Here is a 25,791-nt window from a genome sequence, read left to right on the forward strand (position 1 = left end):
GTACCACGACCGTGGGCTCCCGACAGTCCTGCTCGAAAAACTGGAGGCGTAGTGGCACATTCACGCGAGCCCTTGTATCGAATGAAGGCCGACTTCTTCAAAACCCTCGGGCACCCTGCACGCATTCGCATCTTGGAGCTTCTGAGCGAGCGCGAGCATGCCGTCTCCGAAATGCTCCCCGAGGTCGGTATCGAGCCGGCGAATCTATCTCAGCAACTCTCCATTCTGCGGAGAGCAGGCTTGGTTGCCGCGCGTCGAGAAGGACTGTCCGTCTCCTACGCCCTGACGTCACCGCGCATCGCCGACTTGCTGACCACTGCGCGGACCATCTTGACGGGCATGGTCGCCGGGCAGGCCGAGATGCTGGTCGACGACGCAGCTGCCGCGGAATCGATCGCCGCGACAGCCAAGGTGGCCGAGCAGTAGAACTCGCACGACGTCGAGGGCAGTGTCGAACTTCACGGGTCCACCGCCTTCATTACTTGCTAATCTTAGCAAGTAATGAAGTAAGAGTTCATCTCCCTCTCGCGGTACCGAGGACCCTATGACCGAGTCGCCCACACCGAAGCACGCTCCCGCTCCCCCAACCACCCTCCATGGAGCCGGACAGTCGATCCGAGAACTACTGCCCCGTTGGAGCGAATGGAGCACTTCGCTGCGTGCACCCGGCGCGGACCTGCTGGCCGGCCTGATCGTGGCCCTGGTGGCGCTTCCGCTGGCTTTGGGATTCGGAATCTCGACCGGGCTCGGAGCCGCTGCGGGCCTGACCACAGCAGTCATCGCAGGTGCGGTTGCCGCGGTATTCGGCGGTTCACGCTTTCAGGTGTCGGGCCCAACCGGCGCCATGACCGTCGTCCTGGTCCCGATCGTCCACGAGTTCGGTGGATCCGGAGTACTTGCGGTCGGCCTGATCGCCGGAATCGTGCTGTTGATCCTCGCATTCGCCGGAGTCGGACGGGCTGTGCGATTCATGCCCGCTCCCGTCATCGAAGGATTCACCGCCGGAATCGCTGTGGTGATCGCACTCCAACAGGTCCCCGCAGCTCTCGGCATCGCCGACGCGCAGGGCGACAAGGTGTGGCGTAGTGCCGCCGACGCCGTGGTCAAGTTCGTGGAACACCCGTCGATTCTCACGCCGGTCACGGCACTGGTAGTGGCCTTCGCGATACTCGTCGGCGGACGCTCCTTGCCCAAGGTTCCCATCTCACTCGTCGCGGTCGCCATCGTGACTCTTGCCGCAAAACTGCTTCATCTCGATATGGCACGCATCGGTGAGATTCCATCTGGAATCGCAGCTCCGACGCTGAATTTCCTGCACCTCGAAGACCTCACCTCCTTGTTGGCGCCTGCACTGGCCGTCGCTGCGTTGGCCGCGCTCGAATCGCTACTGTCGGCAACTGCGGCAGACTCGATGGGAGTGGGCACCCGACACAATCCCGACAGGGAGTTGTTCGGACAGGGCCTGGCGAACATCGTCGCACCGCTGTTCGGAGGGGTGCCGGCCACCGGCGCGATCGCCCGCACCGCAGTCAACGTTCGGTCCGGTGCTCGCAGCCGACTCGCCGCGTTGACCCACGCGGTCATTCTCGCCGCAATCGTCTACCTCGCGTCGACGCTGGTCGCCGAAATACCCCTGGCTGCACTCGCCGGAGTCCTTCTCGCCACGACGGTACGCATGGTCGAGACGGCCTCGATCATTGCGATCGCCCGCGCTACCCGCGCTGACACCGCAGTCATGGGGGCAACGTTTCTGGTGACGGTTGCACTAGACCTGGTTACCGCAGTGGCAGTCGGTGTCGCATTCGCCGCAATCCTGGCACTGCGCACAATCGCCAAGTCGGCCAAGATCGAACAAGTCCCCCTCGACGACGAGGGACACCAAAGCGAAGAACACGAACTACTGCGTCAGCACATCGTCGCCTACCGCATCGACGGTGCATTGTTTTTCGCTGCAGCACACCGGTTCCTGCTCGAGCTCGCCGAAGTCTCCGACGTCCACGTGGTCATCTTGCGGATGTCCCGCGTCACCGCTATCGACGCCACCGGTGCCATCGTGCTCAAAGACGCCATCGACAAGCTCGAACGCCGTCACATCACCGTATTGATCTCGGGCTTGAAACCGGAACACTCACGACCGCTCCAAGCGCTGGGGGTCTTCACCACCTCGGACAGCGAACGTAGGCACTTCTTCGAAGACACTCCTCACGCAATCGAGCACGCCCGCACACTGGTGCTCACGAAAACCGGCCACACCGAAGGGGACGATACACAGATCGAGAATCCCGTGGTTCGTCGTCAAGGGTGAGGCACTACGAGCACCGGACATTTCGCCTGGCGAATGGCTCTGGTCAACGTGCTCCCGCACATACGTCCGCGCTGGTGACCGAGGACCAACAACCGCGCGGTACCGGACGCGGTGAGCAGTTCCGATCCCGCGCCGGACTCGGCGTAGACGGACGAGAAGACCGTCGTGGGATAGTCGTCCGAGAACGACTCCAGTCTGATGTCCATCGGCGATTCGGATGTCTCACCGTCGACTCCCCCGACAATATGCGCGACACCCTCGGAGATCGAACGCGCATGGAGGGCCAGGATATCGGTGTCTCTACTCGCTGCCTCGCGAAATGCCTCGGCCACAACGACATCGGATTCGCGGGTTTTTCCCTCCCCCAGCGCGATAATCACCGCACCATCGGAGCCGGTACTGGACTCTCGCACGATCGCGACCGGACACGCCACCGACTCGACCAAGGAGAAAACCGTCGACCGCATGACTCGCGTACCCAAAGCGTGCCCTTGACTCACGCCCAGCACGAGCAGACACGCCGACTTCGCCTCCCCGAGGATCGCCGCCTCCGGCTGACCATGCAGCACAGCCGTTTTCACCACCACGCTACTGTCGATCTCGGCTACAGCCTTCACCGCCTCGGCGAGTACTCCCAGACCATAGTCACCGTCCACATCGGTTGCACCGTAAACGGACTCGGGTTGAGAGTGAGGGCTGATCACGTGCACCAACCGAAGCGGAGCGCGACGTCCCTGCGCCTCCTGCACGGCGAACCGGACGGCATCGAGTGCCGCCTTGGATCCGTCGACTCCGACAACGATCGGTCCCACCGGATACGAACTGTTCACCAGATTCCTCTCGGTTCACCATCGGCGTGTCGAGCCGATCGCAGATGCGCAGCGCTTCGTCCGAGAACGCTACGAGTATCACGACAACGCCGCGGACCAGACCACGTTCGTGCCGGTTCCGGCCAATGGTGCAGTCGCGGTCATCGCACCCCCGCATTCGGTTGCGCGCGCACTCAAGTTCGCCAACCCACTCGTCGTAGCATCAGCGGGCAGACCGATCCCATTGTCCGACACCTCGATTCGGAGATCGTCGCCGACCGAGAGGGTGACGCTGACCGTGTCGGCATGCGCATGCTGAACCACGTTGCTGACCGCCTCCCTGATGACGGCCACAGCATGGTCGGCGAGCGAGTTCTCGATAACCGACAACGGCCCGGACATTCGAACGACCGCACGGATGGGTACGTGTTCGGTGAGTTCGAGGACCGCGTCGTCGATGCGTTGGCGCAGGCGTGTGACGGAATGGGACGAACTCTGCAGATCGAAAATAGTAGATCGTATGTCCTGCACGGTGTCTTGCAGATCATCGATGGTTCTCGTCAAGCGTTGGCGAACGTCCTCGGACTCGGTTCGTTGCAGTGTGCTCTGCAACGACAAACCGACGGCGAATATTCGCTGGATCACGTGGTCGTGCAGATCCCGCGCGATACGATCCCGATCGGACAGAACATCGAGTTCGTGGACCCGACGAGCGTTGTCCGCCATCTGCATCGCCAGCGCAGCCTGATCTGCAAAACTTGCCACCAGTTCGAGTTCTGCATCGCTGAACGACAGACCATCTTGCTTTCGCAAGACCACGAGTACGCCGCTGACGCCGCCGGTGACACGCAATGGAGAGATCAGGGCAGGACCGAATCCCTTCTCCAGTGCGATGGACTCGTCGTCGAACTTTTCCTTCCGGAATGCTGCTCGACGCCGGAACGCGGCACCCGAGCTCGACCCCTCGATGGGAATGGTGGAGCCCAATAGACCTTCGGCACACTGTCCCTCACTGACCGAGACGACGAGCTGGGTCGAGAGTTCGGAGTCACCATCGACGTCCTCGGGGACCGCGATGAAAGCGAGGTCGGCGGTGAGAAGATGCAATGCCTTGCGCGACACCATCTGCAGTACCTCGCCGATTTCGGCGCCGGCGAGCAATTCGGTGCCGATGTCCCGGGTAGCTTCCATCCACGCTTGACGGGTGCGCGATTCCTCGTACAAGCGCGAATTCTCGATAGCGATACCTGCCGCCGACGCCAACGCCTGGATAACGACCTCGTCGTCGTCGGTGAAAGACTTGCCGTCCTTCTTCTCGGTCAGATACAGGTTCCCGTAGATCTCGTTACGGATCCGAATCGGCACTCCGAGAAAGGTTTTCATCGGTGGATGATGCGGCGGGAATCCCACCGAATCCGGATGTGACGTCAAGTCCCGTAGTCGCAGCACTTCCGGCTGATCGATCAACAGTCCCAATACCCCACGGCCGGTGGGAAGCGGGCCGATCCGCGCGCGCGTGTCCTCGTCCATTCCGAAATTGATGAAGGCACTCAGCTCGTGACCGTCACCACGCACACCGAGAGCACCATATCGAGCGTCGACGAGGTCGACGGCCGACTTCACTATGGTCCGCAGGGTCACCTCCAAGTCGAGATCGGACGTGATGACCAGCATGGCGTCGAGCAGTCCGTCGGCTTGGGCTCTGGCGTCGGCGATGCGACCGATGCGGTTCTGAACTTCGAGGAGAAGCTCACCGAGACGCAGTTGCGGCAACCACGATCCGCTGTCACCGTGGCGATCATCCATCGCGGGCTCCCGGGTTTCCCCTCGACTCTGCATGCGTATCAGCGAGTTTCGAGGCATACACGGCTGCTTGGGTGCGTCGCTCCATCCCCAACTTCGCCAGCAGTCTCGAAACGTAATTCTTCACGGTCTTCTCCGCCAGAAACATTCGGGCGGCAATCTGCCTGTTGGTCAGACCTTCACCGAGGAGATCGAGCAAAGTGCGCTCCTGGCCGGTGAGGTGGTCGATCGGTCCCGGCGCTGCCGTACCCGCTCGCAGCTTGTCCATCAGCACGGCCGCCGCTCGATTGTCGAGCAACGATTTCCCCGAGCCCACTTCCTTGATCGCTCGGGTCAACTCCATTCCGGTGATGTCCTTGACGACGTATCCGCTCGCGCCGGCGAGGATGGCGTCGAGCATCGCCTGATCCTCGGTGAACGAGGTCAGCATCATGGTTTTCAGGTCCGGCAATCGATCGAGAAGTTCGCGACACAACTCGATGCCGTTGCCGTCGGGAAGTCGCACATCGAGGACCGCGACGTCCGGCTTCAATGCCGGGATGCGAGCAAGAGCCTGGGCGCAACTGCCGGCCTCACCGACGACTTCGAGATCGGGATCGGAATCGATGAGGTCGATCAACCCGCGTCGCACAATCTCGTGATCATCGACCAGAAACACTGTGACCACGCCAACGCTCCCTTACATGCGTCCCCAATGGGCGCCTCATGGCCAACCCTACCTACCCACAGTGTTGCCGAAATCCGTCATCTGTCCCCGAAATCGGCGACCAAAGTCCCTCGAATGGGTGCAGTTGTCCTGCCGTGCCGCGCGGAAAGGTCGGGTCTCATAGAGATACCGCACCACCACTAAGGAGATCTCGCGATGGTTTCACTCCCGACAGTCGTCGGCGTCGACGGGTCATCCGCGTCACTGGATGCAGTTCGGTGGGCAGCACTCGATGCCGAGCTGCACAATTCCGGACTCGTCATCGTCTCCTCGGTCCCCGTGCCCAGGGCACTGACAGGCTTCCGTACGCTCCCCGAACCCGCGACGGAGCAATTCAGGCGCGATACGAAACGGATTCTGGACGAGGCGCTCACGGTGGCCGGGCGAGCGGCCCGACCGATCAGCATCGAAACCCACCTGTCCGATCGACCTGCCGTGAGCACGCTACTCGAGTACTCGACGACCTCCAGAATGGTCGTCATCGGCAGCAACGGGCTCGGCGGCACCGATCGTCGCTCGCTCGGCTCGATCAGCTTCGCGCTCAGCACCCACGCGCACTCCCCCGTCACCGTTGTCCGCGCCTGGCCGACCGACCATCGGCTGCAGGCCGCGAACACCATCGTCGTCGGTGTGGACGGAACGAAGGCGAGTGAGGCCGCCGTCGCCCTGGCATTCGAAGAGGCCGCCGAGCGGAAGGCACCGCTCACCGCAGTCCATGCGTGGTCCGATGCCGACCTGTCGATAGGCATTCCGGTCCGAGGACTCGAATGGCCTATGAACAAACCCTCCACCGAAGATGTGCTGACGCGGATTCTGGACGAGTACTCGCAGCGCCACCCGTCGGTGACCGTTCGACGCGCAGTGGTCAAGGACCGCCCGGTGCATGCTCTCCTCGACCACGCACAAGGTGCGCAACTGTTGGTGGTCGGAAGCCATGGACGCGGCGGATTCAGCGGGATGATGCTCGGTTCGGCCAGTCGATCTGTACTGGGACGCGCCAGCTGTCCCGTGGTGATCGTGCCGTCGGCGGGCCGGTTCTCCGCACCAGTGGACTCGTACGTTGCCTCCGATCACTCGCACCGATGAAGAAAACGACGACGCGTGCAGCCTCTTGCGAACGAACGCACCGGGCACCCCGATGCGTTCGTCGCGTCCACCGGCTAGGTCATGTCGTTGGCGATAATATTCTCGATATTCCGTTCCGCCAGTGCAGTAATGGTGACGAATGGATTGACACCGACATTGCCGGGGACCAGGGACCCGTCCATGACATAGAGCCCCGGATACTCGGGGAGCCTGCCGTAGTTGTCCGTTGCCTTACCCAGAACACAACCGCCGAGCGGGTGGTAAGTCAGCTGATCACCCCACGTCTGCACGGGTCCGAAGAGGTCGGTCCGGTAGATGGTGCCTTCCTTTCGGTTGATCTTGTCGAACAACTTCTTCGTCATATCGATCGACGGCTGATTTTGGGAGCGTTGCCAATCGAGTCCGACCTTGCCGGTTGACGAGTTGTACCGAAACTGTGCACGTTCGGGGTTCTTTGCAATCGCCAGGTACAGACTCACCCACAGTTCGGTGCCTGCTGGGAATGGCGCGATTTCGGCGAACACCGGCGCGGCGGGATCCGCCCAGTTGTCGATACCGAGAACCGGTATCGACGATTGTTTGGCCCCTGTCCCGTCCCATGCATGGTTGGCACGGCCCACCATCACGTTGCCGTTGTGGCCCCATTCTTGACCGACCGCGCCAGCTAAGTTCGCCAGTTGCCCTTGCGCTTTCATCGCTACCAGCAGTTTGCTCGTTCCGACACTGCCGGCTGCGAAGAAGACCTTGTCTGCTGTCACGGTTTTGGTGCCGATGATATTGCCCTGCTCGTCGATCTGATTCATCACCACTTGATATCCGCCACCGGTGGTTGCCGGTTTCACCTCCGTCACGACGTGCAGTGTGGTGATGGTGAGTTTGCCGGTCGCTGATGCCTGGGCGAGGTAAGTCTTGTCGAGGGACTTCTTGCCTGCGTTGTTTCCGTAGATGACTTCCGACGCCAATGCCGATTTGCTCACCTGCCCGGCGGCTTCCTGTTTCATGTATTCGAAGTCGTAAACGTTGGGCACGAATGTTGTTGTATATCCGGATCGCTGTGCGGTCTTCCGGCCTGTTCTCGCAAATTTGTAGTACTCGGTCGATTCGAACCACGCCGGATCGACATTGTTCACCCCCAACGCAGCGTTTGCCTTGGGGAAGTAGGTCGAGTACATCGCATTGGAGTCGACGTTCGGCAGGATTTCCTCGAAGTAGTTGCGCTTGGGCGTCACAGCCATTCCGCCGTTGACTAGTGACCCGCCACCGACTCCGCGGCCTTGGTAGACCTTAATTCCACCGAAGTCTTCGGTATCGAGAACGCCGACATATTTGCTGATGTTCTTGTCCACCGAACCACCGGAAAAGTGCGAAACCGGTTGCACCGTACGAGTTCGCAGCCAGGTCGACCGGCCATCCGGCGACAGCATCGGACAGAATATCTTCCCGTCCGATCCTGGCGTAGTCCAAGCCCTACCCATCTCGACTATGTGTGTGTCGATCCCGGCTTGCGTCAATCGGAGTGCGGCTACGGCACCACCGTAACCACTCCCGATGACGAGCGCGGCAATTCGATCACCGTCACCCAAGGCCCTGTGCGGTGCCGCCGCGGCGGTTGTCCACGAAGACGAGAGAGCCGCGGCGCTCATAGCCAGCCCCGTTGCGGCAAGAAAGTTTCTGCGCGAGAACCCCGAAGTGGCCCCCGTAGAGCGATCTTTGGATGCGGCGCGAATGTTCAAGTGATTCCTACCTTTCAGGTAACCCCCTCGCAGAGATATACAGTCCGAGAGCAGACCACACGTGCGGTACCGGCCAGTAATGTCACGGGGACGTAAAGTTTCCTCAGAATGGCAAGCAAACCCGGAGTTTTGCCGACCAGCAGCTGTCGAGCTGAGCTGAATCCGATCACCGGATGTAATCCGAGTGCTGCGGTATCGGCCCGTCGACCGAGCGAGTTCGAATACTGGCCAAAGCGTCCCCAAGCTGCTGACTGCGTATTACTCTGCGCCCATGCGCGTTTCGATACGGCTTCGCCCCGCAGCGGCATTGACCGCAGCGTGGGTGCTGACGTTCGCATTCTGTTTGCCCGCGTCACTGTCATCGTCCGCCGTCGCCGCCCCACTGTCGGTCGGGGACAGCTTTCTGTGGGGCGTGTCCACCGCCGGTTTTCAGTCCGAGGGCTCCTCTCCGGACAGCAATTGGTCTCGATACTCCGCTTCGGACCGAACCGAAGACGCGGTCGGCAGTGCCGTCGATTTCCGACACCGCTATGCCGAAGATATCGACAATGCAGCGAAACTCGGTGTCTCGGTTTTTCGTTTCAGTATCGAATGGGCGCGCGTGCAGCCGGCTCCCGGCGTCTGGGATGAGAAAGAGTTTCAGTACTACGACGACGTCGTCGCCCAGATCCGCGCGCACGGAATGCGTCCGATGATCACCCTCGATCACTGGGTGTACCCAGGTTGGGTCGCAGACCAGGGCGGTTGGACCAACCAGAAAACAGTAGAGGACTGGTTGAACAACGCAGCACGGGTGATCGACCGGTATTCCGCACACGATGCACTGTGGATCACGATCAACGAACCGACCGCCTACATCATCAAAGAGCTCACCTTCGGCGGCATCACTCTCGCACAAGCTCCACAGATGATGGACCGCCTCGTCCAGGTTCATCGAGCGGCGTTCGACATGATCCATGCCAGGGACCCGGGAGCGCCGGTCAGCAGCAACCTGTCTTTCATCCCCACTGTCGCCGGACTCTTCGATGCCACATTCGTCGACCGCGTGCGCGACAAAATGGACTATCTCGGGTTCGACTACTACTACGGGCTTTCTCTCGACAACCTCACCGCCGCCTACGCCATCTTCGACGAGTTCTACAACGTCGTTCCGCAGCCGGACGGCCTCTACCACGCACTGATCTACTACAAGGACAAGTTCCCCGGGCTGCCGATCTACATCGTCGAAAACGGTATGCCTTCCGACAACGGTCAGGCCCGGCCGGACGGATACACCCGTTCCGATCATCTGAGTGACCACATCTACTGGCTCGAGCGTGCCCGCAGCGAAGGCGCCGAGGTGATCGGCTACAACTACTGGTCCATTACCGACAATTACGAATGGGGCACCTACCGTCCACGTTTCGGTCTTTACACGGTGGACGTGAAGAGCGACCCGTCACTGACACGGCGGCCCACCGACGCGGCGGAAACCTACCGTCGGATCATCGCCGACAACGGCGTACCCGCGAACTACGCCCCGGCGCGGCCACCGGGCTTCTGCTCCCTGGTGACCGTGCCGCAAAGCTATATCGACCCGCCGTGATCATTCGTTCTTCGGTCCCCGCGCAATGATCAACGGGCATTCGAGGAGATGAGAGAGTGAACGACTGGTCGACCCCAACAGCAGACCACTGAAGCCACCCCTTCCTCTCGATCCGACGACGACGGTGCGCGCACTTGTGGAGAGTTCGCGAATTTTGCTTACCGCACCGCCGTGCTCGACCACTCGATTTACGTGCACGTCCGGGTACTGCTCCTGCCATCCCGCGAGACTTTCCGTCAAGACAACCGATGCCGCTGCATTCTGAGCCGACGCCAGTGCCTCTTTGTCGCTCTCGGAGTGGTTCTTCCACAGTTCAGCGTCGTGGGCCCAGGTGTGCACAGCGACCAGTTCGCTGCCACGCAGTGATGCCTCTTCGAAGGCAACGCCCACAGCCCGACTACTGGCGCTCGATCCATCGACACCGAGGACAACGGGCCCCTCGCGCTCTCCGGTCTGCGGAATTCCGCTGATGATCGCTACCGGGCATTCCGCGCGCTCGGATACCGCAGCGCTGACCGAACCGAGCAGTTCGGCGAAATACTCACCGTTTCCGCGTGTACCCACCACGATCATTCGCGCAGAAGCCGATCGCTCGACCAGGGTCGGAATTGCTGCGCCCACAATCGCTTCGGTGACAATCGACAATGAGTCCGCGTCCTTGGCGGCAGCCTTGGCGATCGCCGACGCTGCTTCCAGGCTTTTGTTCACTTCCAGCCTCAGCGGTGAACCGAGCTGAGGTGGCATCGCGGCGAAAGTCGTATAGACGTCGGTGATCTGGTAGACCGAGACCAGGGTCAACGGCGCGCCACGCAGTTCCGCTGCGCGCGTTGCCCAGCGGACTGCATCGAACGAAGCAGTCGAACCATCGACACCGACAATGATGGGGCCATTCTTATCCATATTTACTCCTCTGTCAACGATCGAACTACGGAACTACGAGTACCGGACACTGCGCTCGGTGGATCAGACTCTGGCTGACGGAACCGAGAATTGCCGATGACAAGCGCCCTCGTCCGCGACTACCGACCGCGATGACCTGGGCAGCTGCGGACATCGTGCCGAGTTCGCGTGCCACCGAAGCGCCTACTGCTCGAACCTCCACCGGCACACTCGGATACTCGCTCGTGTACGGATCTACGATGTCGTGCAACCACTTCCGTTCGGCGTCTCGTTGGTGCGGCCGATCCACCGAAGTCCCGTAGTCGAGCTCGTCTGCATCCTCGACAGCCCCCACGTGCACTGCGACGAGGTCGGTGCCGAAAGTGCGTGCCAGATCGAAAGCTGCTGCCAATGCACGTCGGGACGGCTGCGACCCATCGATACCTACCACGATCGGTCGAGTCGGGTCCGCGCTCTCGTCGCGACTTTTACGCCACACCAACACTGGGCACACTGCCGCGTTGACCAGTTCGATGATGGAATGTCCGAAAATCAGGTCACGGAGTGGGCCTGTGCGACTGCCGCCGAGGATCAGCAATCGGGAGTTGGCCGACACGGTCTCGATCAGGTCGGTCGCAGCACCACCGGTGATGGAACACTCGACCTCGATTTCCGCGTCGAGGTCGCGGACGATCAGTGCCGCATCGTCGAGAATTTTCTTTCCTACCCGACGCAGTTCCGATTCGAGCCGATCACCTGCGATGAGCACCGCCGCGTCGAACCACTTGGCCACGTCGGGAAGTGCATGAACGAGTCGGATCGAAGTATGTACGTGCTGAGCAAGTCTCACTGCCCATTCGACGGCACTACGATCGTCGTCCGACCCATCCACGCATACAACGATGCTGCCATCGTGGGCAGACGGTACTTCTTCGGTGTTCAAGGCTCTCCATACGTCGAATACAGTCTTGTCCAAGAGTATGGACGGTTCTACTCGCTCGGGTCAGAGGACAAGGTCCCTCCTCCGCCGGGCACGTGGTCACCGATGCGCAGAACTTCCCGAGCCAGGGCAGTCCCGCGACGAATTGCCCACCGTTCGGTGACCGAAGTCCCTACCTGCAACATCGGACTCGAGTCCACAGTGTTGGCCAGGAGACAAACGACCAGGCTGGATGCAGCATCGAAGCCAGGTCCGAGAAGTCAGGTCCGAGGAGACGAGAACCCGGTGAACGTATCGCAAGAGCCTCTGCCGATCACAGTGTGGACCAACAGCGAGCTGACCGACATCGTCGTCGGCGTCGACGGCACCGACGCTTCTCGCGGCGCATTGCTCTGGGCTGCGCGGGTGGCACAGATCGCCAAAGCAAGAATTCGGATCGTTCACGCACTGCCGCAGCGGGAATCGGCGAACAGAGTAACGCGAGAGCTGCGTGCATCCAAACCACGACTTCTCGGCAGACGCCTTCTCCGACTGTCCCGCAACGAAGTCGACCGTATCGATCCCGATATCGCAGTCGATACGGTCCTGACCGACGATCCCATCGCTTCGTTCCTCGGCGCGATGTCGCACACCGCGGATCTGGTCGTGATCGGAGGCAATGCGTCCAGTCCTGTTCGAGATGTCGTCCTCGGCCGTCACGCAACTCGCATCGTTGCCGACGCTCGATGCCCCGTTCTCGTGTGGCGGCCGCATGCCATCGCCCCCGCTGTGACTTCTCAGCCGGTCGTCGTCGGTGTCGACGATTCCGATTCTTCGCACAGCGCGATAGTCGGCGCATTCTGGTTCGCGGATACACTTCGGGCCCCGATCATGGCCCTGCATGTGGTGTCGCCCACTCGTCGACACACGCCTGCGGTGGACGCCGATGTGGACGCAGCAGAAGTGGGATCTGTCGCGTGGCTGGGGACTCGTGTGACCGCGACCTCCGAGCGTCATCCCTCGGTCGAGGTTCACCTGCATTGTCTCGAGGCATCGGCAGACCACGAGCTACGCAGGGCGTCCGAAACAGCGCGCCTGGTCGTCGTCGGGAGCCGAGGGCTCGGTCCATTGGTGGGCCCGATCCGCGGCTCGGTCGGACAATCGCTCGTACACAGCTCGCACTGTCCGATTCTGGTGGTGCGCTGAGTGAAAGCCTGGAGAGTCGCCGAACAGGGCAGTGTCGACGGCAGTCCCCTGCAGTTGGTCGATGAGCACATGCCTCGACCGACGTCCGGCGAATTGCTGATCGCTGTCCAAGCTTGCGGCGTGTGCCGAACCGACCTCCACGTCGTCGAAGGCGATCTTCCAGTTCATCGGCCGCACGTAGTGCCCGGCCACGAAATCGTCGGCGCGATAACAGAAGTCGGAGACAACACCGAGACCGACTTCAACGTGGGTGACATTGTCGGAATTCCATGGCTGCGTCACACCTGCGGCAACTGCCGATTTTGCGTGAGTGGTCGCGAAAACCTTTGCAAGGCATCGTTGTACACCGGATGGGATCACAACGGCGGGTTCGCGGAGTACGCGGTGGTTCCGGCCGACTACGCCTTGGCACTACCGACCGGGTACAGCACCGAAGAACTGGCACCGTTGCTGTGCGCAGGGATCATCGGATACAGCGCCCTGCGCCGAGCCGAACTTCCGCCGTCGGGGAAACTCGGCCTCTACGGTTTCGGCGCAAGCGCGCACATAGTCGCTCAGCTGGCACAGGCCGACGGCGCTACCGTGCACGTCATGACTCGAGACTCCGGTGCCCGACAGCTCGCACTGAGGATGGGGTTGGCGTCGGCGCAGGATACTTTCGATTCACCACCGGAAAAGCTCGACGCCGCTATTATTTTCGCGCCTATCGGCGAGACCGTTCCGACGGCATTGGAAGCCGTCGACTCCGGGGGAACCGTCGTGCTGGCCGGCATTCACATGACCGACATTCCGCAACTGAACTACGACCGGCATCTGTTCCACGAGAAGCGACTGCTGAGCGTCGAAGCGAATACGCGGGCCGATGCTCGACAATTCCTCGAACGCTGTCAGAGAACGCACCTGAGGATCGAAACTACGGTCTACCCTTTCGTTCGCGCACTGTCGGCACTGCGAGATCTCCGCCACGGCCGGTTCGCCGGCGCCGCCGTCATCGAATAGATCCACCCTGCCGACTTCTCACGATGCAAGGAGGTCCCGATGCATCCCAAGTCGGCACTCGGAGTTCGACTGCGCGGTGCAAGATCGATGCTGTTCTCTTCGCTGCAGGGCTACCGATCGGCTTGGTTGGCGGGCGATCTCGCTGCGGGACTCACGCTGTTGTCGATCGCGGTGCCCGAGCAACTGGCCACTGCACGGCTGGCAGGTATGCCGCCGATCACAGGCTTCTACGCGTTCTTTGCAGGCACACTCCTGTTCGCGTTGCTCGGCTCGAACCGGCAGATGTCGATCGGGGCCGATTCGACGATCGCACCACTGTTCGCTGTCGGCGTCGCGACTGCGGTATCGACCGTCCCTGGTGACTACGTTGCGTTGGTAGGGATCCTCGCGGTGATGGTGGGCGTGATCGTGGCCCTCGTGGGCCTCCTGCGGCTCGGATGGATCGCGGAGTTCCTGTCGACGCCGATCATCGCTGGGTTCCTCGGTGGGGTCGCGGTCATCATCGTTGTGCATCAACTACCCGATCTCCTCGGCCTGCCGGCCGGCAGCGGTGGGACGTTGAACCGAATCGGCACGATCGTCAGCGAGTCGACCGAGGCCAACGGTTGGACGTTGGGCATCGGGGTCGGGGTTTTCGTCGTCGTGTTTCTCACCGACAAGTGGGATCGGCGACTACCCGGGGCGTTGATCGCACTGGTCGGATCAACGATCCTCGTCAGTGTGTTCGATCTGACTTCCCACGGGGTAGCAGTGCTGGGTTCGCTGGCACACGGGGCTCCCCATCTCGGACTGCACGGGGTGTCGTGGTCGGCGCTGAGCGCACTTGCACCCACCGCCGGTGTCGTCGCACTGGTGATCGTCAGCCAGAGTGCGGCGACGACGCGCGCTTTCGCCGCCGACGGTGGTTACGGGGTGGATGTAGATCGTGACTTCTTCGGCATCGGAGCAGGCAATGTCGTCGCTGGCCTGGTAGGTGCGTTTCCGGTGAACGCGAGCCCGCCACGAACCGCCGCAGTGGTGTCGGCGTCGGGACGGACCCAGGTGGCGGGCATCGCCGCCGTCGCCGCGCTCTTGTTGCTGATCCCCGCTCTGGCGCTCCTCGAAAACCTGCCGGTGGCAACCCTGGCTGCGATTCTGATCTTCATCGCCACCCGCATCGTGCATGTCCGCGAGCTGATAGACATCGCCCGCTACGACCGTTTCGAGTTCGCTCTCGCCGTGGTCACTCTTCTGACGGTTGCTCTCGTCGGTGTCGAGTACGGCATCGGTGTGGCGGTCGCGTTGGCAATTCTGGACCGCACCCGCCTCAGCGCCCGTCCCCATCTGCACGTACTGGGACACATCCCATCGACTACCAGTTGGGTGCCCCTGAGCTACGCCGAACAAGCGAGGACGGTTCCCGGTGTACTCGTCGTACAGTTCGCGACGCCTCTGTGGTACGCCAACGCAACCGAATTTCGAACCGAGATAACGGCCACGATCGACGCCGCGGATCATCCCCTGCACCTCGTCGTGCTCGACACGATGGGGATGACCGATATCGACTACACGGGAGCACACTCCTTGCGGCAGTTGATCGATCAACTCCGCTCGAGGGGAGTCACCTTCGCGATGGCAAGAACCAGCAAGACGGCGCGCAGGGGCCTGGCGCGCAGTGGACTGCTCGCGCAAATTGGCCAGGAACACATGTTCAGCTCGGTCGGCGAGGCAATCGGAGCCGATGTCGGGACTGAAGACCCTGACAGATTCAAGGCCAAGCGCGCAGGATCGAAGGATGAGTACAACACCGACCAGCGAGACCCAAACGGACCTTGATGAATCCACCGGCCGCATCGCGGTGGGCGTCGACGGTTCACCCTCCTCGATCCTGGCACTGCAGCAAGCGCGACGGCTATCGGAGGCATTGGGCATCGGCATAGATGTCATGGCTGCGTGGCAGTATCCGACGTACATGGGTGCGGGCTTCGCAGAGGACATTCACCCCGATGACGACGCTAGGCAGATAATGGCCGAGTCGATCGTTGCCGCATTCGGTGACGATGCACCGGCCGACATCGAACAGATTGCGGTACAGGGTGTTCCAGCGCAGGTGCTGCTCGACGCCAGTCGAGTGGCCGACATGCTCGTAGTAGGAAGCCGCGGCCGTGGTGGATTCGTCGGTCTGCTGTTGGGATCGGTCAGTGCACAGTGCGCCGAACATGCTCGATGCCCGGTGCTCGTCGTTCATTCGAAGGATCACCACTAGCGCGGGCAACGCCGATCGGTTCAAATGACAGCGGTGATCTTCTCGATTCGCCAGTGCTGCAGTGAGCAAATCCAAGAAAGCAGCCCCTGAACTGCGCATTCGCAGTTCAGGGGCTGTTCTGGTTTCTTCGAAGCCGAAGACTGGACGGCCGATGGCCGGTGCGTCAACGGTCAGCGTTGCCTAGCCCTATCGCAGGTCAGGTCATGCTCACTTCCTTGGTCTCGGAGAGCGCTTTGGTGCAGGCGAGGCTGAGTACCGACAGGAGCGCCAGCATGACTCCGATAGCAATACTTCCGAATTGTGCCGCGAGAGGGGCGGCGAGCAACGGCGGGATTGCGCCGCCGAGAACACCGGCGAGGTTGTATCCCAGTCCGGCACCTGTGTAGCGGAATCGAGTCTGGAACAGTTCTGGGAGAAGGGCACCGGTTGGTCCATAGGCGATACCGAAGATCGTCAGCGTCACACACATGGCCACGACATACGCAACCGGGCTTCCCGTGTCGAGCAAGGGAAATAGAACGAGCGACCAAGGAATTGCCGCTGCACAAGAGGTCATGATCACTCTGCGGCGTCCGACTCGGTCGGAATACGTCGCAGATAGCGCGATCGCGATTCCGAAGACCACAGCACCTACAAGACCTGTCCACAATACGAAGGGGCGATCGAAGCCGAGGGTCTTTGTGCCGTAACTGGTCAGATATGCAGTGCCCATGTAGAAGAGCGAGAACAGTGAAGCCAGCGCTCCGGCGGCAAGCAGAATCTCCTTCTTCTGTACGTGCCAGGCTTCGAGGATCGGAAGGGTGGTAGCACGATCAGGAGTTCGAACTTCTGCTTCTTGGTTCGCACGGAAAACCGGTGTTTCTTCGATGGCCAGTCGCATGTACAACCCGATCAGCACGAGAACTGCACTCAGAAGGAACGGTATACGCCAACCGAAGTCGAGGAAGACTGCGTTGGTGTCACCGAATACAGCACCCGTTACGAGGAAGGTCGCGCTCGAAAGAATGAATGCCGCTGACGGGCCCAACTGCGGGAACATGGCGTAGAAGCCGCGCTTTTTCGGTGGTGCATATTCGGCAGTGAGAAGAGTTGCGCCCGCCCATTCTCCACCGACAGCGAATCCCTGCCCGAATCGCAACAGAACGAGAATAATCGGAGCCGCTATTCCGATGGTGTCAGCGCTGGGCAGCAACCCGATTACAAAAGTTGATATGCCCATCAGAAGCAGCGTCGAGATCAGCGTCTTCTTTCGGCCGATTCGGTCGCCGAAGTGCCCGAAGACCACAGCTCCGACAGGCCTCGCAATGAAGGCGACTGCAAAGGTGGCGAAGGATGCGACGGTCCCCGCAGTGGCACCCAGTGCCGGGAAGAACACTGTCGGAAATACGAGTGCGGCAGCAGTTCCATAAATGAAGAAGTCATAGAACTCGATTGTGGTTCCTATGCCACTGGCGATCGCCACCTTCCGAACACTTGTGGTGGGTGCGGCGGAGCGGGTCGTCGGCCTGCGGTCGACCGCATCATCCGGTGTAATTGAGGGCATTCATTCTCCAGAGGCATCGTCAGGAAGTGTGATGTGAATCTGAAGGAAGAGGTTATGTGACCCGCGTCATAAGTACCCACCCCCGAAAAGGGGTAGAAGATCTGCTTACTTCGCTCCGACCTTGGCCATGTCGACGCGGTTGCCACGGAAGGGAACACCTTCCGCTTCGAGCAATGCGCGCGCTGCTCCGCCATGGCACGTCGCAGGTGCACCGTCGGCGTGAACCACCCGCCACCACGGCACACCGCCGTCGAGCATTCCGACGGCCCGGCCCACCTGCCGGGGACCTATGCCCAGTGCGCGACCGATCTCACCGTAGGCGGCGACGTGACCCGCCGGAATCCTCACCACCATGGCTCGAACTTCCGACACCACGTCGATGGTCATGCCTCTGCTGACACTGGATAAGTGATTGTTTCGCCTTGTACGTGCGCGAACTCTGTAATTGTCGCGAGGCGGGTCGATGAAATCGACATAATGTCGAAAACCTCCGCCCCTGCGACGATGAGCGCGTCCGTTATCAGCCGTCGATGACAACGCCATGGCACGGCCTCGCTGCACATGATCGCCGGGACCGACTCGTGTGCGACCCGTAGCAGCTCAGCGAGCCCGGAACGGAATTCCGTGGTCTCCATGTAGTCCGCGTAGTCGCGGAATGCCTTGACCCGCCACCCTCCGTTCGGGCTCGACACGTCAACCGGTGTATATCTACGACCGCCGATATCCCGGATCCACCGGTACCCGATATCGGCCGGCAGCGCATCCTTGATCGCGTCCTGGTTCCACTGCGGATACTTTCGCGACCCTGGAAACGAACGCACATCGACCAGCTCGGTCACCTCGTTCACACGCAACATCTCGAACACTTCGTCAGCAGTGCGAGTGGAGTGGCCGATCGTGAAAACCCGAGGCACGGCGCGTTTGCTTTCCAGGCCCCTCGTCATCGAATCCAGATTACTCGATCGACTCCAGGCCACTCATCTCATGCGTGTGGACCATTTCGCCACCCCGGGCTTCGAGATTTGGGGGTAGGCCCCGGTCCGATTCTGGTTGCTCTCGACGGCCACGCCAACGGTCATACCTTCAGCAGAAGACAGAGGCATAAGACTCTCTGGCACCCGATCGACCTGAGAACACACGAGTCCCACTGTGACTGAACAGTATCCGCAGTTCGAAATCAGTCAGGTTGGATGCGGCGGTCCTCGGCGATTGCGTGGTGGCTGGTCATGCCGCCGTCGACTACAAGAGTCTGTCCGGTGATGTAACGGGACTCGTCCGAGGCCAGGAACAACATGGCGGCAGCAATGTCCTCGGGTTCGCCGATGAACGGCAGCGCGTTGTGTGAGCGGATCTTGTCGATGGCCTCAGCGGAAAGATTGTTCTGCAGCGCTGGGGTCATCACCGCCCCGGGGGCGACCGCATTGCAGCGCACTTTTTGTGCTCCGTACTGGGTGGCGACGTACTGGGTCATGCGAATGACCGCAGCTTTGGCAGTGCCATAGGCCACTTGCACGTAGTCCCCAGCCAAGCCCCCGACGGAGGCGGTGTTGATGATCGAACCGCCGCCGGCATCGATCAGGTGAGGCAGAGCCAGTCGGCAGCCGAGGAGCGCACTACGCACGTTCAACTGCATAGTGCGGTCGAACTCCTCCAAGTCCAGACGGAGCACATCCAGATCCTTGCGCGGATTGCTGCCGCCCACGTGATTGCACATGACGTCCAGGCGACCGAACTCTTGTACCGAGGCATCTACCAGGGCAGCGAGGGAATCCGCGTCCATCACGTCGACGGCGATGCCGATCGCGCGCCCGCCGGCTTCCTGTATCCGAGCAGCAGCATCGCTGGCCTGCTGCTGGTCCAGATCAGCGATTGCGACGGACGCGCCCTCGGCTGCGAACATTTGCGCGGCCGCCATACCGATGCCACTTGCCCCGCCGGTAATTATGGCTGCCTTGCCCTGGAGTCTTCCCATAACGCTGCCTGCTTTCGACTGATTTCCGAAGGCCAACTGTCTCTGCAGCATACGACCGTCCGGTTACCTCCCGGGGCTGATAGAGCAGTCATCTCTGGCTTGATGCCGATCACATGCGGACCTGCCACCTGCACTGCGTGTCAAAGGATCATCAAGATCTTCAGCATCGGCATACAAGTCTCGTATCTTTCCGCCCGACGGCCCCGGCGGTGTCGTAGACCTGACCCAATGGATGAAGAACCCGTCACGCGAGGTTCGGCAGCGGGTAACCCTCACCGCCACCCCGATGCGGCACAGTCGGCAACACCCAGCGCCACCGGTCGCCTCTGGCGCCATCTTATCGACGGCGAAAGAGCCTGGGGTTCGGTCGACACCTGGCACGCCCGCCACGGCATGACTCGCCACCGGCTCGTCGTTTTTCCTCCGGGCACCAACCTTGCCGAGCGTAGACGTCTGCGCCTATGGCGAGGGTGGCCACTGTGGGGCGCGATGTTGTGGATCGTCAGCGAGGTGGTGCTGAGCAATCAATTCGCTGCGATCCCGGCCGTCGCCGCGTCGACGACTGTCTACCTGCTCAGCGGGTACTGCGCATTCGTGGTGGCAGGCACCCCGCGAACACAGATTCGGATAGAGGTAGCAATCACGATGAACGGTCCGACCGACCTCGACGCCCAGGCCCGCCGCGAGAACATCGGCGGACACGCGAAACTCCTCACCGACGCCGACAACCGGTTGGCAACACAGCACATCACCGCTGCCGAGCACGAAATGATCTGGAGCGCGGTCTACCGGCAACTGCCGGCAGGCAAGTACTGAACGTTCGATGCGAGCGAAACGATCGTCCGCAGGTGCGACAATTGGCGAATGCATCAGGAGCGTCAGCGCGGGCCCGGTAGACCTCGGGACGCGGACATGGAAGTTCGTGTCTACGACGCGGTGCTCGAAGTGTATTGGGAAACCAGTTGGCGCGGATTCACTTTCGACGCGGTTGCACGCAAGGCGAAGGTTGGTCGGGCCGCGTTGTATCGGCGCTGGGACAGCAAGGAAGACCTGTTGGTACAGGCACTCGAGGCCCGATCTCCATTGTCGACGCCGATCGATATCGGCACTGTTCGCGATGACCTCATCGAACTGTCCGAGCAACTCACGCACGGTTACGCCGAACTGTCCGGACTGGTATCGCTACGGGTGACTCTCGATGCGATGGTCAACCCCGACCTCCTGTCGCATCTCACCGACACGCTCAACCAGAGCCGCTTCGTCACGACGAGGCAGATCGTTCAGCGCGCAGTGATGCGAGGGGAGTTGCCCAACACGACTTCGACGACGCTACTGCTCGAACTCGTGACCGGCGCAGTGCTTACACGCGCACTGTTCGCACAGGCACGTGCGGATGCGGGAATGCCGGATTCGCTTCGACATTCGACACTGATCGTCGATACCGTGCTGCGCTCGCTGACCTGACCGAAGCCCCCCGCTCAACCCACCCCCGCATTACGGACAATTACTGTCTGCATTACGGTGGCGTCTATGACAGACCCCACGACAGTGCCGGTGATCATCGGCGTTGCCGATATTCGCTCGGGACAGGCCGGAGCACCCGCTTCGCCGCGGGATCCCCTCGATCTCATCTCCGAAGCAACGATCGCGGCCCTTGCCGACACCGGAATCGAGACCATCGGCTCCCGCGTGGACACGATCTACGCGGTGAAAACCGCGAGCTGGTCCTACGACGACCTACCGGATCTGCTCGCGAAACGTATCGGCGCCGACAGCCCACGCACCTGGACCAGTTCGATCGGCGGGCACTGGCCGACAGCTCTACTCGACCGCATCGGCTCCGAGATCGCCGACCGATCCTCCTCGGTGACGCTCCTGGTGGGCGGTGAAGCCCAAGCATCACTGAACGCGTTGACGAAGCTCGGCGTCGATCCGACCACTCGGGGCTGGCTTGCTGCACCAGGGGGGCCACCCACCTTTACCTCGGACGACCTCGGCAGCCCCGAGATGCAGCGCGCCGGGATACTCGCGCCGACCCGCGTATACCCACTGTTCGAGAACCGGTTCAGCTACGACATCGGTGACAGCCCCCAGCAGTCTCGTGAGTATTCGGCTCGGATGTATGCACAGTTCTCCGAACTTGCTGCCGCACACCCGTGCGCGTGGATGCCCACCGCGCGAACACCGGAGGACATCGCCACCAGCGGACCCAAGAACCGGTTGGTCAGCGACGCGTACCCACTGACGATGAATGCGATGCCGTTCGTCGATCAAGCTGCCGCAATCGTCGTATGTTCACTCGCCGCTGCCATCGAATTCGGTGTCGCGAAGGACCGCATCGTCTATCTGTGGGGCGGCGCTGGTGCAACCGAATTTGCGGACGTGCTTGCGCGCAAAGACTTCGGTCGATCGGCAGCACTGAAATCCGCCGTCGACCGCACCTTGAAGCAGGCCGAGGTGACAGGTGGCGACCTAGGAATCGTCGACGCCTACAGTTGCTTCCCCGTGGTGCCGAAGCTGCTGATCCAGGCTCTGGGTCTTCCGCACTCGACCGTGCCCAGCGTCCTGGGCGGTCACTCCTTTTTCGGTGGACCGCTCAACAGCTACACACTCCACGCGATCGCCGAGGTCACCCGACTGTTGCGCAGCACCGACGTCGACGTACCGGCGCTCGTCCATGCGAACGGTGGCTATCTCACCCATCAGCACACCGTGCTGTTGTCACGCAATCCTCATCGCAACGGGTACGTCGGCGATCCGAATCCTCACGAGATACCTGCAACCGGTCCACCCATGCTGCACGGCTACGTTGGTGATGCCGATATCGTCACCGCAACAATAGATTTCGAGCGGGACGAAAGCCCCAAATCTGCATTGATCATCACGGTGACCGACGATGGATCACGGGTCGCAGGCCACACCGACTCGAACGACGCGGCAGCACTGCTTCGCTACACGCAAGGCGGCGCTCGCTCGCTCGTCGGCGCGCGAATATCCATCACCGACCACGACGGCCGGGTTGCGGTCTCATTGAAAGAAGAGGTACAGCTATGACCGAAGTCGTACTCACCGAAACACGTGGGCACACACTGCTCGTGACCATCAACCGACCGGCAGCCGCCAACAGTATCAATGCCGATGTGCACCGTGGTCTCGGTGAAGCGTGGGAACTGGCACAAGCCACCGATGAGATCCGAGTGGTGGTGCTGACCGGGGCCGGCGAGGCAACGTTCTGCGCCGGCGCAGATCTCAAGGCCCTCGGCACCTCCGGACCGGATGGGGTGACGCCGCCCGACACAGCACACTGGGGTTTCGCTGGAGTTGTCAAACACCACATCACGAAACCGATCATCGCGGCAGTCAACGGCAATGCACTCGGCGGCGGAACAGAACTCGCGCTCGCAAGCGATCTCGTTGTGGCAGCGGACACGTCGACCTTCGGGCTTCCGGAAGTCAAGCGCGGTTTGATCGCCGGTGCCGGCGGAGTGTTTCGACTCGTCACCGCGATCCCACGCGCGGTCGCGCTGGAACTGTTGCTCACCGGTAACGCACTGAGCGCCGAAGATGCGCTGCGTTGGGGCTTGGTCAATCGGGTGGTCCCGCAGGCCGAGGTGCTTGCCACCGCTCTTGCACTCGCCGAGACCATTGCCGGCGGTGCGCCATTGGCGGTGCAAGCCAGCAAGACCGTTGCCCGCGGAATCGTCGATGGGGCAGTCCCCAGTGAGGCAGAAGGCTGGGCCCTCACCGAGCAGGCCTTGGCACAGTTGAGTTCTTCGGCCGACACGATGGAAGGCATCATGGCATTCCTGGAGAAGCGTGACCCGATCTGGAGTGGAAAATGACTGCTGCACTCGGGAATTCGTGGGACACCGACGACCGTAGGGCATTGCGCGATCTCACCCGACAGTTCACCACCAAGCACGTCCTTCCCGACCTCGCCACTTGGGAGCGCAATGGCGAGGTTCCCCGCGAGCTGCATCACACTGCGGCCACGCTGGGCCTTCTCGGGGCATCGACACCCGAAAGTGTCGGCGGGTCGGGCGGTAATGCCCTCGACATGCTGGCAATCCTCGAGGAGATCATACTGTCCGGGGGCTCCTCGGGCCTGATATCGGCGCTGTTCAGTCACGGAATCGCGACCCCGCATATCGTGTCCTCGGGCAACGACGATCTCATCGACCGATTCGCGCGGCCCGCCCTGGAAGGACGGATGATCGGGGCGCTCGCGATCACCGAACCGGGCGGCGGATCCGACGTCGCGAACATCTCCACCACTGCCACCCGCGATGGCGACTCCTACGTCATCAACGGCTCCAAGCTCTACATCACCTCCGGTACGCGTGCAGACTTCGTCACCACCGCTGTGCGGACCGGAGATCGTGGACACGCCGGCATCTCCCTCATTGTAGTCCCCACCACCACAACGGGATTCACCGTGTCCCGGCGCCTGGAGAAGATGGGGTGGCTGTGTTCGGACACCGCCGAACTGTTCTACGACAACGTGCGCGTCCCGGCCCAGAACCTCATCGGCGAAGAGGGATCGGGTTTCGGACAGATCGCCCAACAGTTCCAGGGTGAGCGACTGTCATTGGCATTTCAGGCCGTCGCAACCGCCCGTCGATGCCTGAACCTGGCCACGGAATGGGTGCGCTCACGCGAAACCTTCGGACGACCACTGTCCACCCGCCAGGTCGTGCGACATCGCATCGCCGAGTTGGCGACCGAAATTACTGCCGCCGAGGAGTTCTGCCGATCGGTAGCAGTGCGTTGGGTCGACAACGGAGGCATGCTCGCCGAAACAGCCATGGCCAAGAACAACGCGGTCAAAGTCTGCGACCACGCTGTCTACGAAGCCGTCCAATTATTCGGCGGACTCGGTTGCATGCGCGAGTCAGAGGTCGAACGGCACTACCGCGATGCCCGGGTCCTGGGCATCGGTGGTGGAACTACCGAAATCATGAACGAGATCATCTGCAAGATGCTCGGACTCTGAGTCACTGATCAGTCGTTCGCAGTGGTGCGGGGTCGGGTCATTTCGAGCAATTCGATAACTTCTGCGTCGAATTCCGCAGAAGCCTGGATGTTCGAGCAATGGCCGATCCCGACCATTTCGACGAATTTGGGTATTCCGCCGTGCGAGCGCAGGATCGCGACGATCTGTCGGGCGGCCATCGGCGGGGTGAGGCGATCCACAGAGCCCACAAGCACAGTGCAGGGAACCGTGAGATGCTCGAGGCCACCGCGAACATCGAGATCGAACAATCCCGAACCCCACAGGACCCGAGTTCTGACCGCCACTCCCGCCACCATGACGCGCAAAAAGTCCGCTTGTTTCAATGTGGCTTGCGGTGACATTGCGATGCTGCGAACTGCGCGAGTGATCGGTGCACGTTCGGGCAACCACGCCCGGCTGCGCATGATCGCACTCAGCAGTGGACCCCGAACGAAGCCGTAGCGACCAGCAAACGGCATGATGGCCGTGTTTGCTCTGAATCGATCTGCGATCGTATTTGCAAGCAGCACAGCTGAAGCGTGGCTGCGCACCTGCTCCGGATGGCTTTGTGCCCACGCCATGACGGTGATGCCACCGAAACTGTGGCCGGTGATCACCGCCGGTCTACCTGGCGAGACCATCGCATCGAGCACGGCCGCGAGATCGTCACCGAGCACGTCCGGCCGTACACCAGCACTTCCCATCGTGCTACGCCCGAGCCCGCGCTGGTCGTAGGCAATGACTCGGTAGCGCCTGCTCAGGCTGTTGATCTGTGGGTTCCAATACTCGAGCCTGCATGCGAATCCGTGAACGAACACCACGGCAGGTGCGTTCTTCGGTCCGTATGCGCGGACGTGGATCTTCGCGCCGTCAGTGGTGCCGACCGTGACAACCTCGTACGGCCCCGGCGGGTTCCGTAGAGATTCTTCGGCCGTGTAACCCGCGCGGAAGTCGGCACCAACGTCCATGACAACTTCAAGTTCGTCGAACTCCATGCCGAGTCGTCAT

Annotated in this window: 24 protein-coding genes; 13 read left to right on the forward strand and 11 right to left on the reverse strand. The window is 61.5% G+C overall.

Features of this window, described 5'->3' with window-relative positions; genetic code table 11:
• Positions 1-81 precede the first annotated feature (81 nt).
• A complete protein-coding gene (locus tag O1W68_RS04770; RefSeq protein WP_084345054.1) occupies positions 82-426 on the forward strand; it encodes an ArsR/SmtB family transcription factor in 345 nt (114 codons plus the stop codon).
• 118 nt (positions 427-544) lie between these two features.
• The gene (locus tag O1W68_RS04775; RefSeq protein ID WP_269301707.1) at positions 545-2,305 is read left to right on the forward strand and encodes a SulP family inorganic anion transporter; all 1,761 of its coding nucleotides are present in this window, start codon (positions 545-547) and stop codon (positions 2,303-2,305) included.
• Here O1W68_RS04775 and O1W68_RS04780 read toward each other — a convergent pair.
• From O1W68_RS04780 to O1W68_RS04790, 3 genes are all read right to left on the reverse strand, one after another.
• A complete protein-coding gene (locus tag O1W68_RS04780; protein ID WP_269301708.1) occupies positions 2,296-3,135 on the reverse strand; it encodes a universal stress protein in 840 nt (279 codons plus the stop codon). The two genes, O1W68_RS04775 and O1W68_RS04780, sit on opposite strands and share 10 nt — an antisense overlap.
• A 78-nt stretch (positions 3,136-3,213) precedes the next feature.
• Complete coding sequence (locus tag O1W68_RS04785) at positions 3,214-4,920, reverse strand: sensor histidine kinase (RefSeq protein ID WP_269301709.1); 1,707 nt, start codon at positions 4,918-4,920, stop codon at positions 3,214-3,216.
• The gene (locus O1W68_RS04790; protein WP_269301710.1) at positions 4,913-5,584 is read right to left on the reverse strand and encodes a response regulator; all 672 of its coding nucleotides are present in this window, start codon (positions 5,582-5,584) and stop codon (positions 4,913-4,915) included. Before O1W68_RS04790 ends, O1W68_RS04785 begins: the two co-directional genes overlap by 8 nt.
• Positions 5,585-5,779: 195 nt before the next feature.
• Here O1W68_RS04790 and O1W68_RS04795 point away from each other — a divergent pair, with 195 nt between their 5' ends.
• Positions 5,780-6,709, forward strand: a complete 930-nt coding sequence (locus O1W68_RS04795) for a universal stress protein (protein ID WP_269301711.1) — start codon at positions 5,780-5,782, stop codon at positions 6,707-6,709.
• Between the two features lie 74 nt (positions 6,710-6,783).
• Here the strand turns inward: O1W68_RS04795 and O1W68_RS04800 are convergent, their stop codons facing one another.
• Positions 6,784-8,352, reverse strand: coding sequence for a GMC oxidoreductase (locus tag O1W68_RS04800; RefSeq protein ID WP_269301712.1), 1,569 nt, complete (start codon positions 8,350-8,352; stop codon positions 6,784-6,786).
• Between the two features lie 361 nt (positions 8,353-8,713).
• Between O1W68_RS04800 and O1W68_RS04805 the strand changes: the two genes are divergently transcribed.
• Positions 8,714-10,027, forward strand: coding sequence for a glycoside hydrolase family 1 protein (locus tag O1W68_RS04805; protein ID WP_269301713.1), 1,314 nt, complete (start codon positions 8,714-8,716; stop codon positions 10,025-10,027).
• On the opposite strand, the gene O1W68_RS04810 is transcribed toward O1W68_RS04805, so the two are convergent.
• Both O1W68_RS04810 and O1W68_RS04815 read right to left on the reverse strand, forming a co-directional pair.
• On the reverse strand, positions 10,028-10,927 hold the full coding sequence (locus O1W68_RS04810; protein WP_269301714.1) for a universal stress protein: 900 nt from the start codon (positions 10,925-10,927) through the stop codon (positions 10,028-10,030).
• A 25-nt stretch (positions 10,928-10,952) separates the two neighbouring features.
• Complete coding sequence (locus O1W68_RS04815) at positions 10,953-11,798, reverse strand: universal stress protein (RefSeq protein ID WP_269301715.1); 846 nt, start codon at positions 11,796-11,798, stop codon at positions 10,953-10,955.
• A gap of 333 nt (positions 11,799-12,131) precedes the next feature.
• Here O1W68_RS04815 and O1W68_RS04820 point away from each other — a divergent pair, with 333 nt between their 5' ends.
• From O1W68_RS04820 to O1W68_RS04835, 4 genes are read left to right on the forward strand one after another with little or no spacing between them, the layout of a single operon-like run.
• On the forward strand, positions 12,132-13,031 hold the full coding sequence (locus O1W68_RS04820) for a universal stress protein (protein WP_269301716.1): 900 nt from the start codon (positions 12,132-12,134) through the stop codon (positions 13,029-13,031).
• Positions 13,032-14,030 carry a zinc-binding alcohol dehydrogenase family protein gene (locus O1W68_RS04825; RefSeq protein ID WP_269301717.1) on the forward strand — a complete coding sequence of 333 codons (999 nt, stop codon included), beginning with the start codon at positions 13,032-13,034 and terminating at the stop codon, positions 14,028-14,030.
• 39 nt (positions 14,031-14,069) lie between these two features.
• Entirely contained in the window at positions 14,070-15,845 is a 1,776-nt protein-coding gene (locus tag O1W68_RS04830) for a SulP family inorganic anion transporter (protein ID WP_269301718.1), read from the forward strand.
• Positions 15,805-16,275, forward strand: coding sequence for a universal stress protein (locus tag O1W68_RS04835; RefSeq protein WP_269301719.1), 471 nt, complete (start codon positions 15,805-15,807; stop codon positions 16,273-16,275). The genes O1W68_RS04830 and O1W68_RS04835 overlap by 41 nt, the downstream gene beginning before the upstream one ends.
• Before the next feature lie 196 nt (positions 16,276-16,471).
• On the opposite strand, the gene O1W68_RS04840 is transcribed toward O1W68_RS04835, so the two are convergent.
• From O1W68_RS04840 to O1W68_RS04855, 4 genes are all read right to left on the reverse strand, one after another.
• The gene (locus O1W68_RS04840) at positions 16,472-17,818 is read right to left on the reverse strand and encodes an MFS transporter (protein WP_269301720.1); all 1,347 of its coding nucleotides are present in this window, start codon (positions 17,816-17,818) and stop codon (positions 16,472-16,474) included.
• A gap of 105 nt (positions 17,819-17,923) precedes the next feature.
• A complete protein-coding gene (locus O1W68_RS04845; RefSeq protein WP_269301721.1) occupies positions 17,924-18,205 on the reverse strand; it encodes an MGMT family protein in 282 nt (93 codons plus the stop codon).
• Positions 18,202-18,762 (reverse strand): DUF488 domain-containing protein, encoded by a 561-nt coding sequence (locus tag O1W68_RS04850; protein ID WP_269301722.1) that lies wholly within the window; start codon positions 18,760-18,762, stop codon positions 18,202-18,204. Before O1W68_RS04850 ends, O1W68_RS04845 begins: the two co-directional genes overlap by 4 nt.
• A 233-nt stretch (positions 18,763-18,995) precedes the next feature.
• A complete protein-coding gene (locus O1W68_RS04855; RefSeq protein ID WP_269301723.1) occupies positions 18,996-19,841 on the reverse strand; it encodes an SDR family NAD(P)-dependent oxidoreductase in 846 nt (281 codons plus the stop codon).
• 177 nt (positions 19,842-20,018) lie between these two features.
• Here O1W68_RS04855 and O1W68_RS04860 point away from each other — a divergent pair, with 177 nt between their 5' ends.
• From O1W68_RS04860 to O1W68_RS04880, 5 genes are all read left to right on the forward strand, one after another.
• Positions 20,019-20,606, forward strand: a complete 588-nt coding sequence (locus tag O1W68_RS04860; protein ID WP_269301724.1) for a DUF6611 family protein — start codon at positions 20,019-20,021, stop codon at positions 20,604-20,606.
• A gap of 96 nt (positions 20,607-20,702) precedes the next feature.
• The gene (locus tag O1W68_RS04865; RefSeq protein WP_269301725.1) at positions 20,703-21,254 is read left to right on the forward strand and encodes a TetR/AcrR family transcriptional regulator; all 552 of its coding nucleotides are present in this window, start codon (positions 20,703-20,705) and stop codon (positions 21,252-21,254) included.
• 66 nt (positions 21,255-21,320) lie between these two features.
• Entirely contained in the window at positions 21,321-22,844 is a 1,524-nt protein-coding gene (locus tag O1W68_RS04870) for an acetyl-CoA acetyltransferase (RefSeq protein WP_269301726.1), read from the forward strand.
• On the forward strand, positions 22,841-23,632 hold the full coding sequence (locus O1W68_RS04875; RefSeq protein ID WP_269301727.1) for an enoyl-CoA hydratase-related protein: 792 nt from the start codon (positions 22,841-22,843) through the stop codon (positions 23,630-23,632). Before O1W68_RS04870 ends, O1W68_RS04875 begins: the two co-directional genes overlap by 4 nt.
• A complete protein-coding gene (locus O1W68_RS04880; protein WP_269301728.1) occupies positions 23,629-24,783 on the forward strand; it encodes an acyl-CoA dehydrogenase family protein in 1,155 nt (384 codons plus the stop codon). Before O1W68_RS04875 ends, O1W68_RS04880 begins: the two co-directional genes overlap by 4 nt.
• An 8-nt stretch (positions 24,784-24,791) precedes the next feature.
• On the opposite strand, the gene O1W68_RS04885 is transcribed toward O1W68_RS04880, so the two are convergent.
• A complete protein-coding gene (locus tag O1W68_RS04885; protein WP_269301729.1) occupies positions 24,792-25,778 on the reverse strand; it encodes an alpha/beta fold hydrolase in 987 nt (328 codons plus the stop codon).
• Between the last annotated feature and the right edge of the window lie 13 nt (positions 25,779-25,791).

This window comes from Rhodococcus sp. H36-A4, from assembly GCF_027158005.1.
Classification (GTDB): Bacteria; Actinomycetota; Actinomycetes; order Mycobacteriales; family Mycobacteriaceae; genus Rhodococcoides.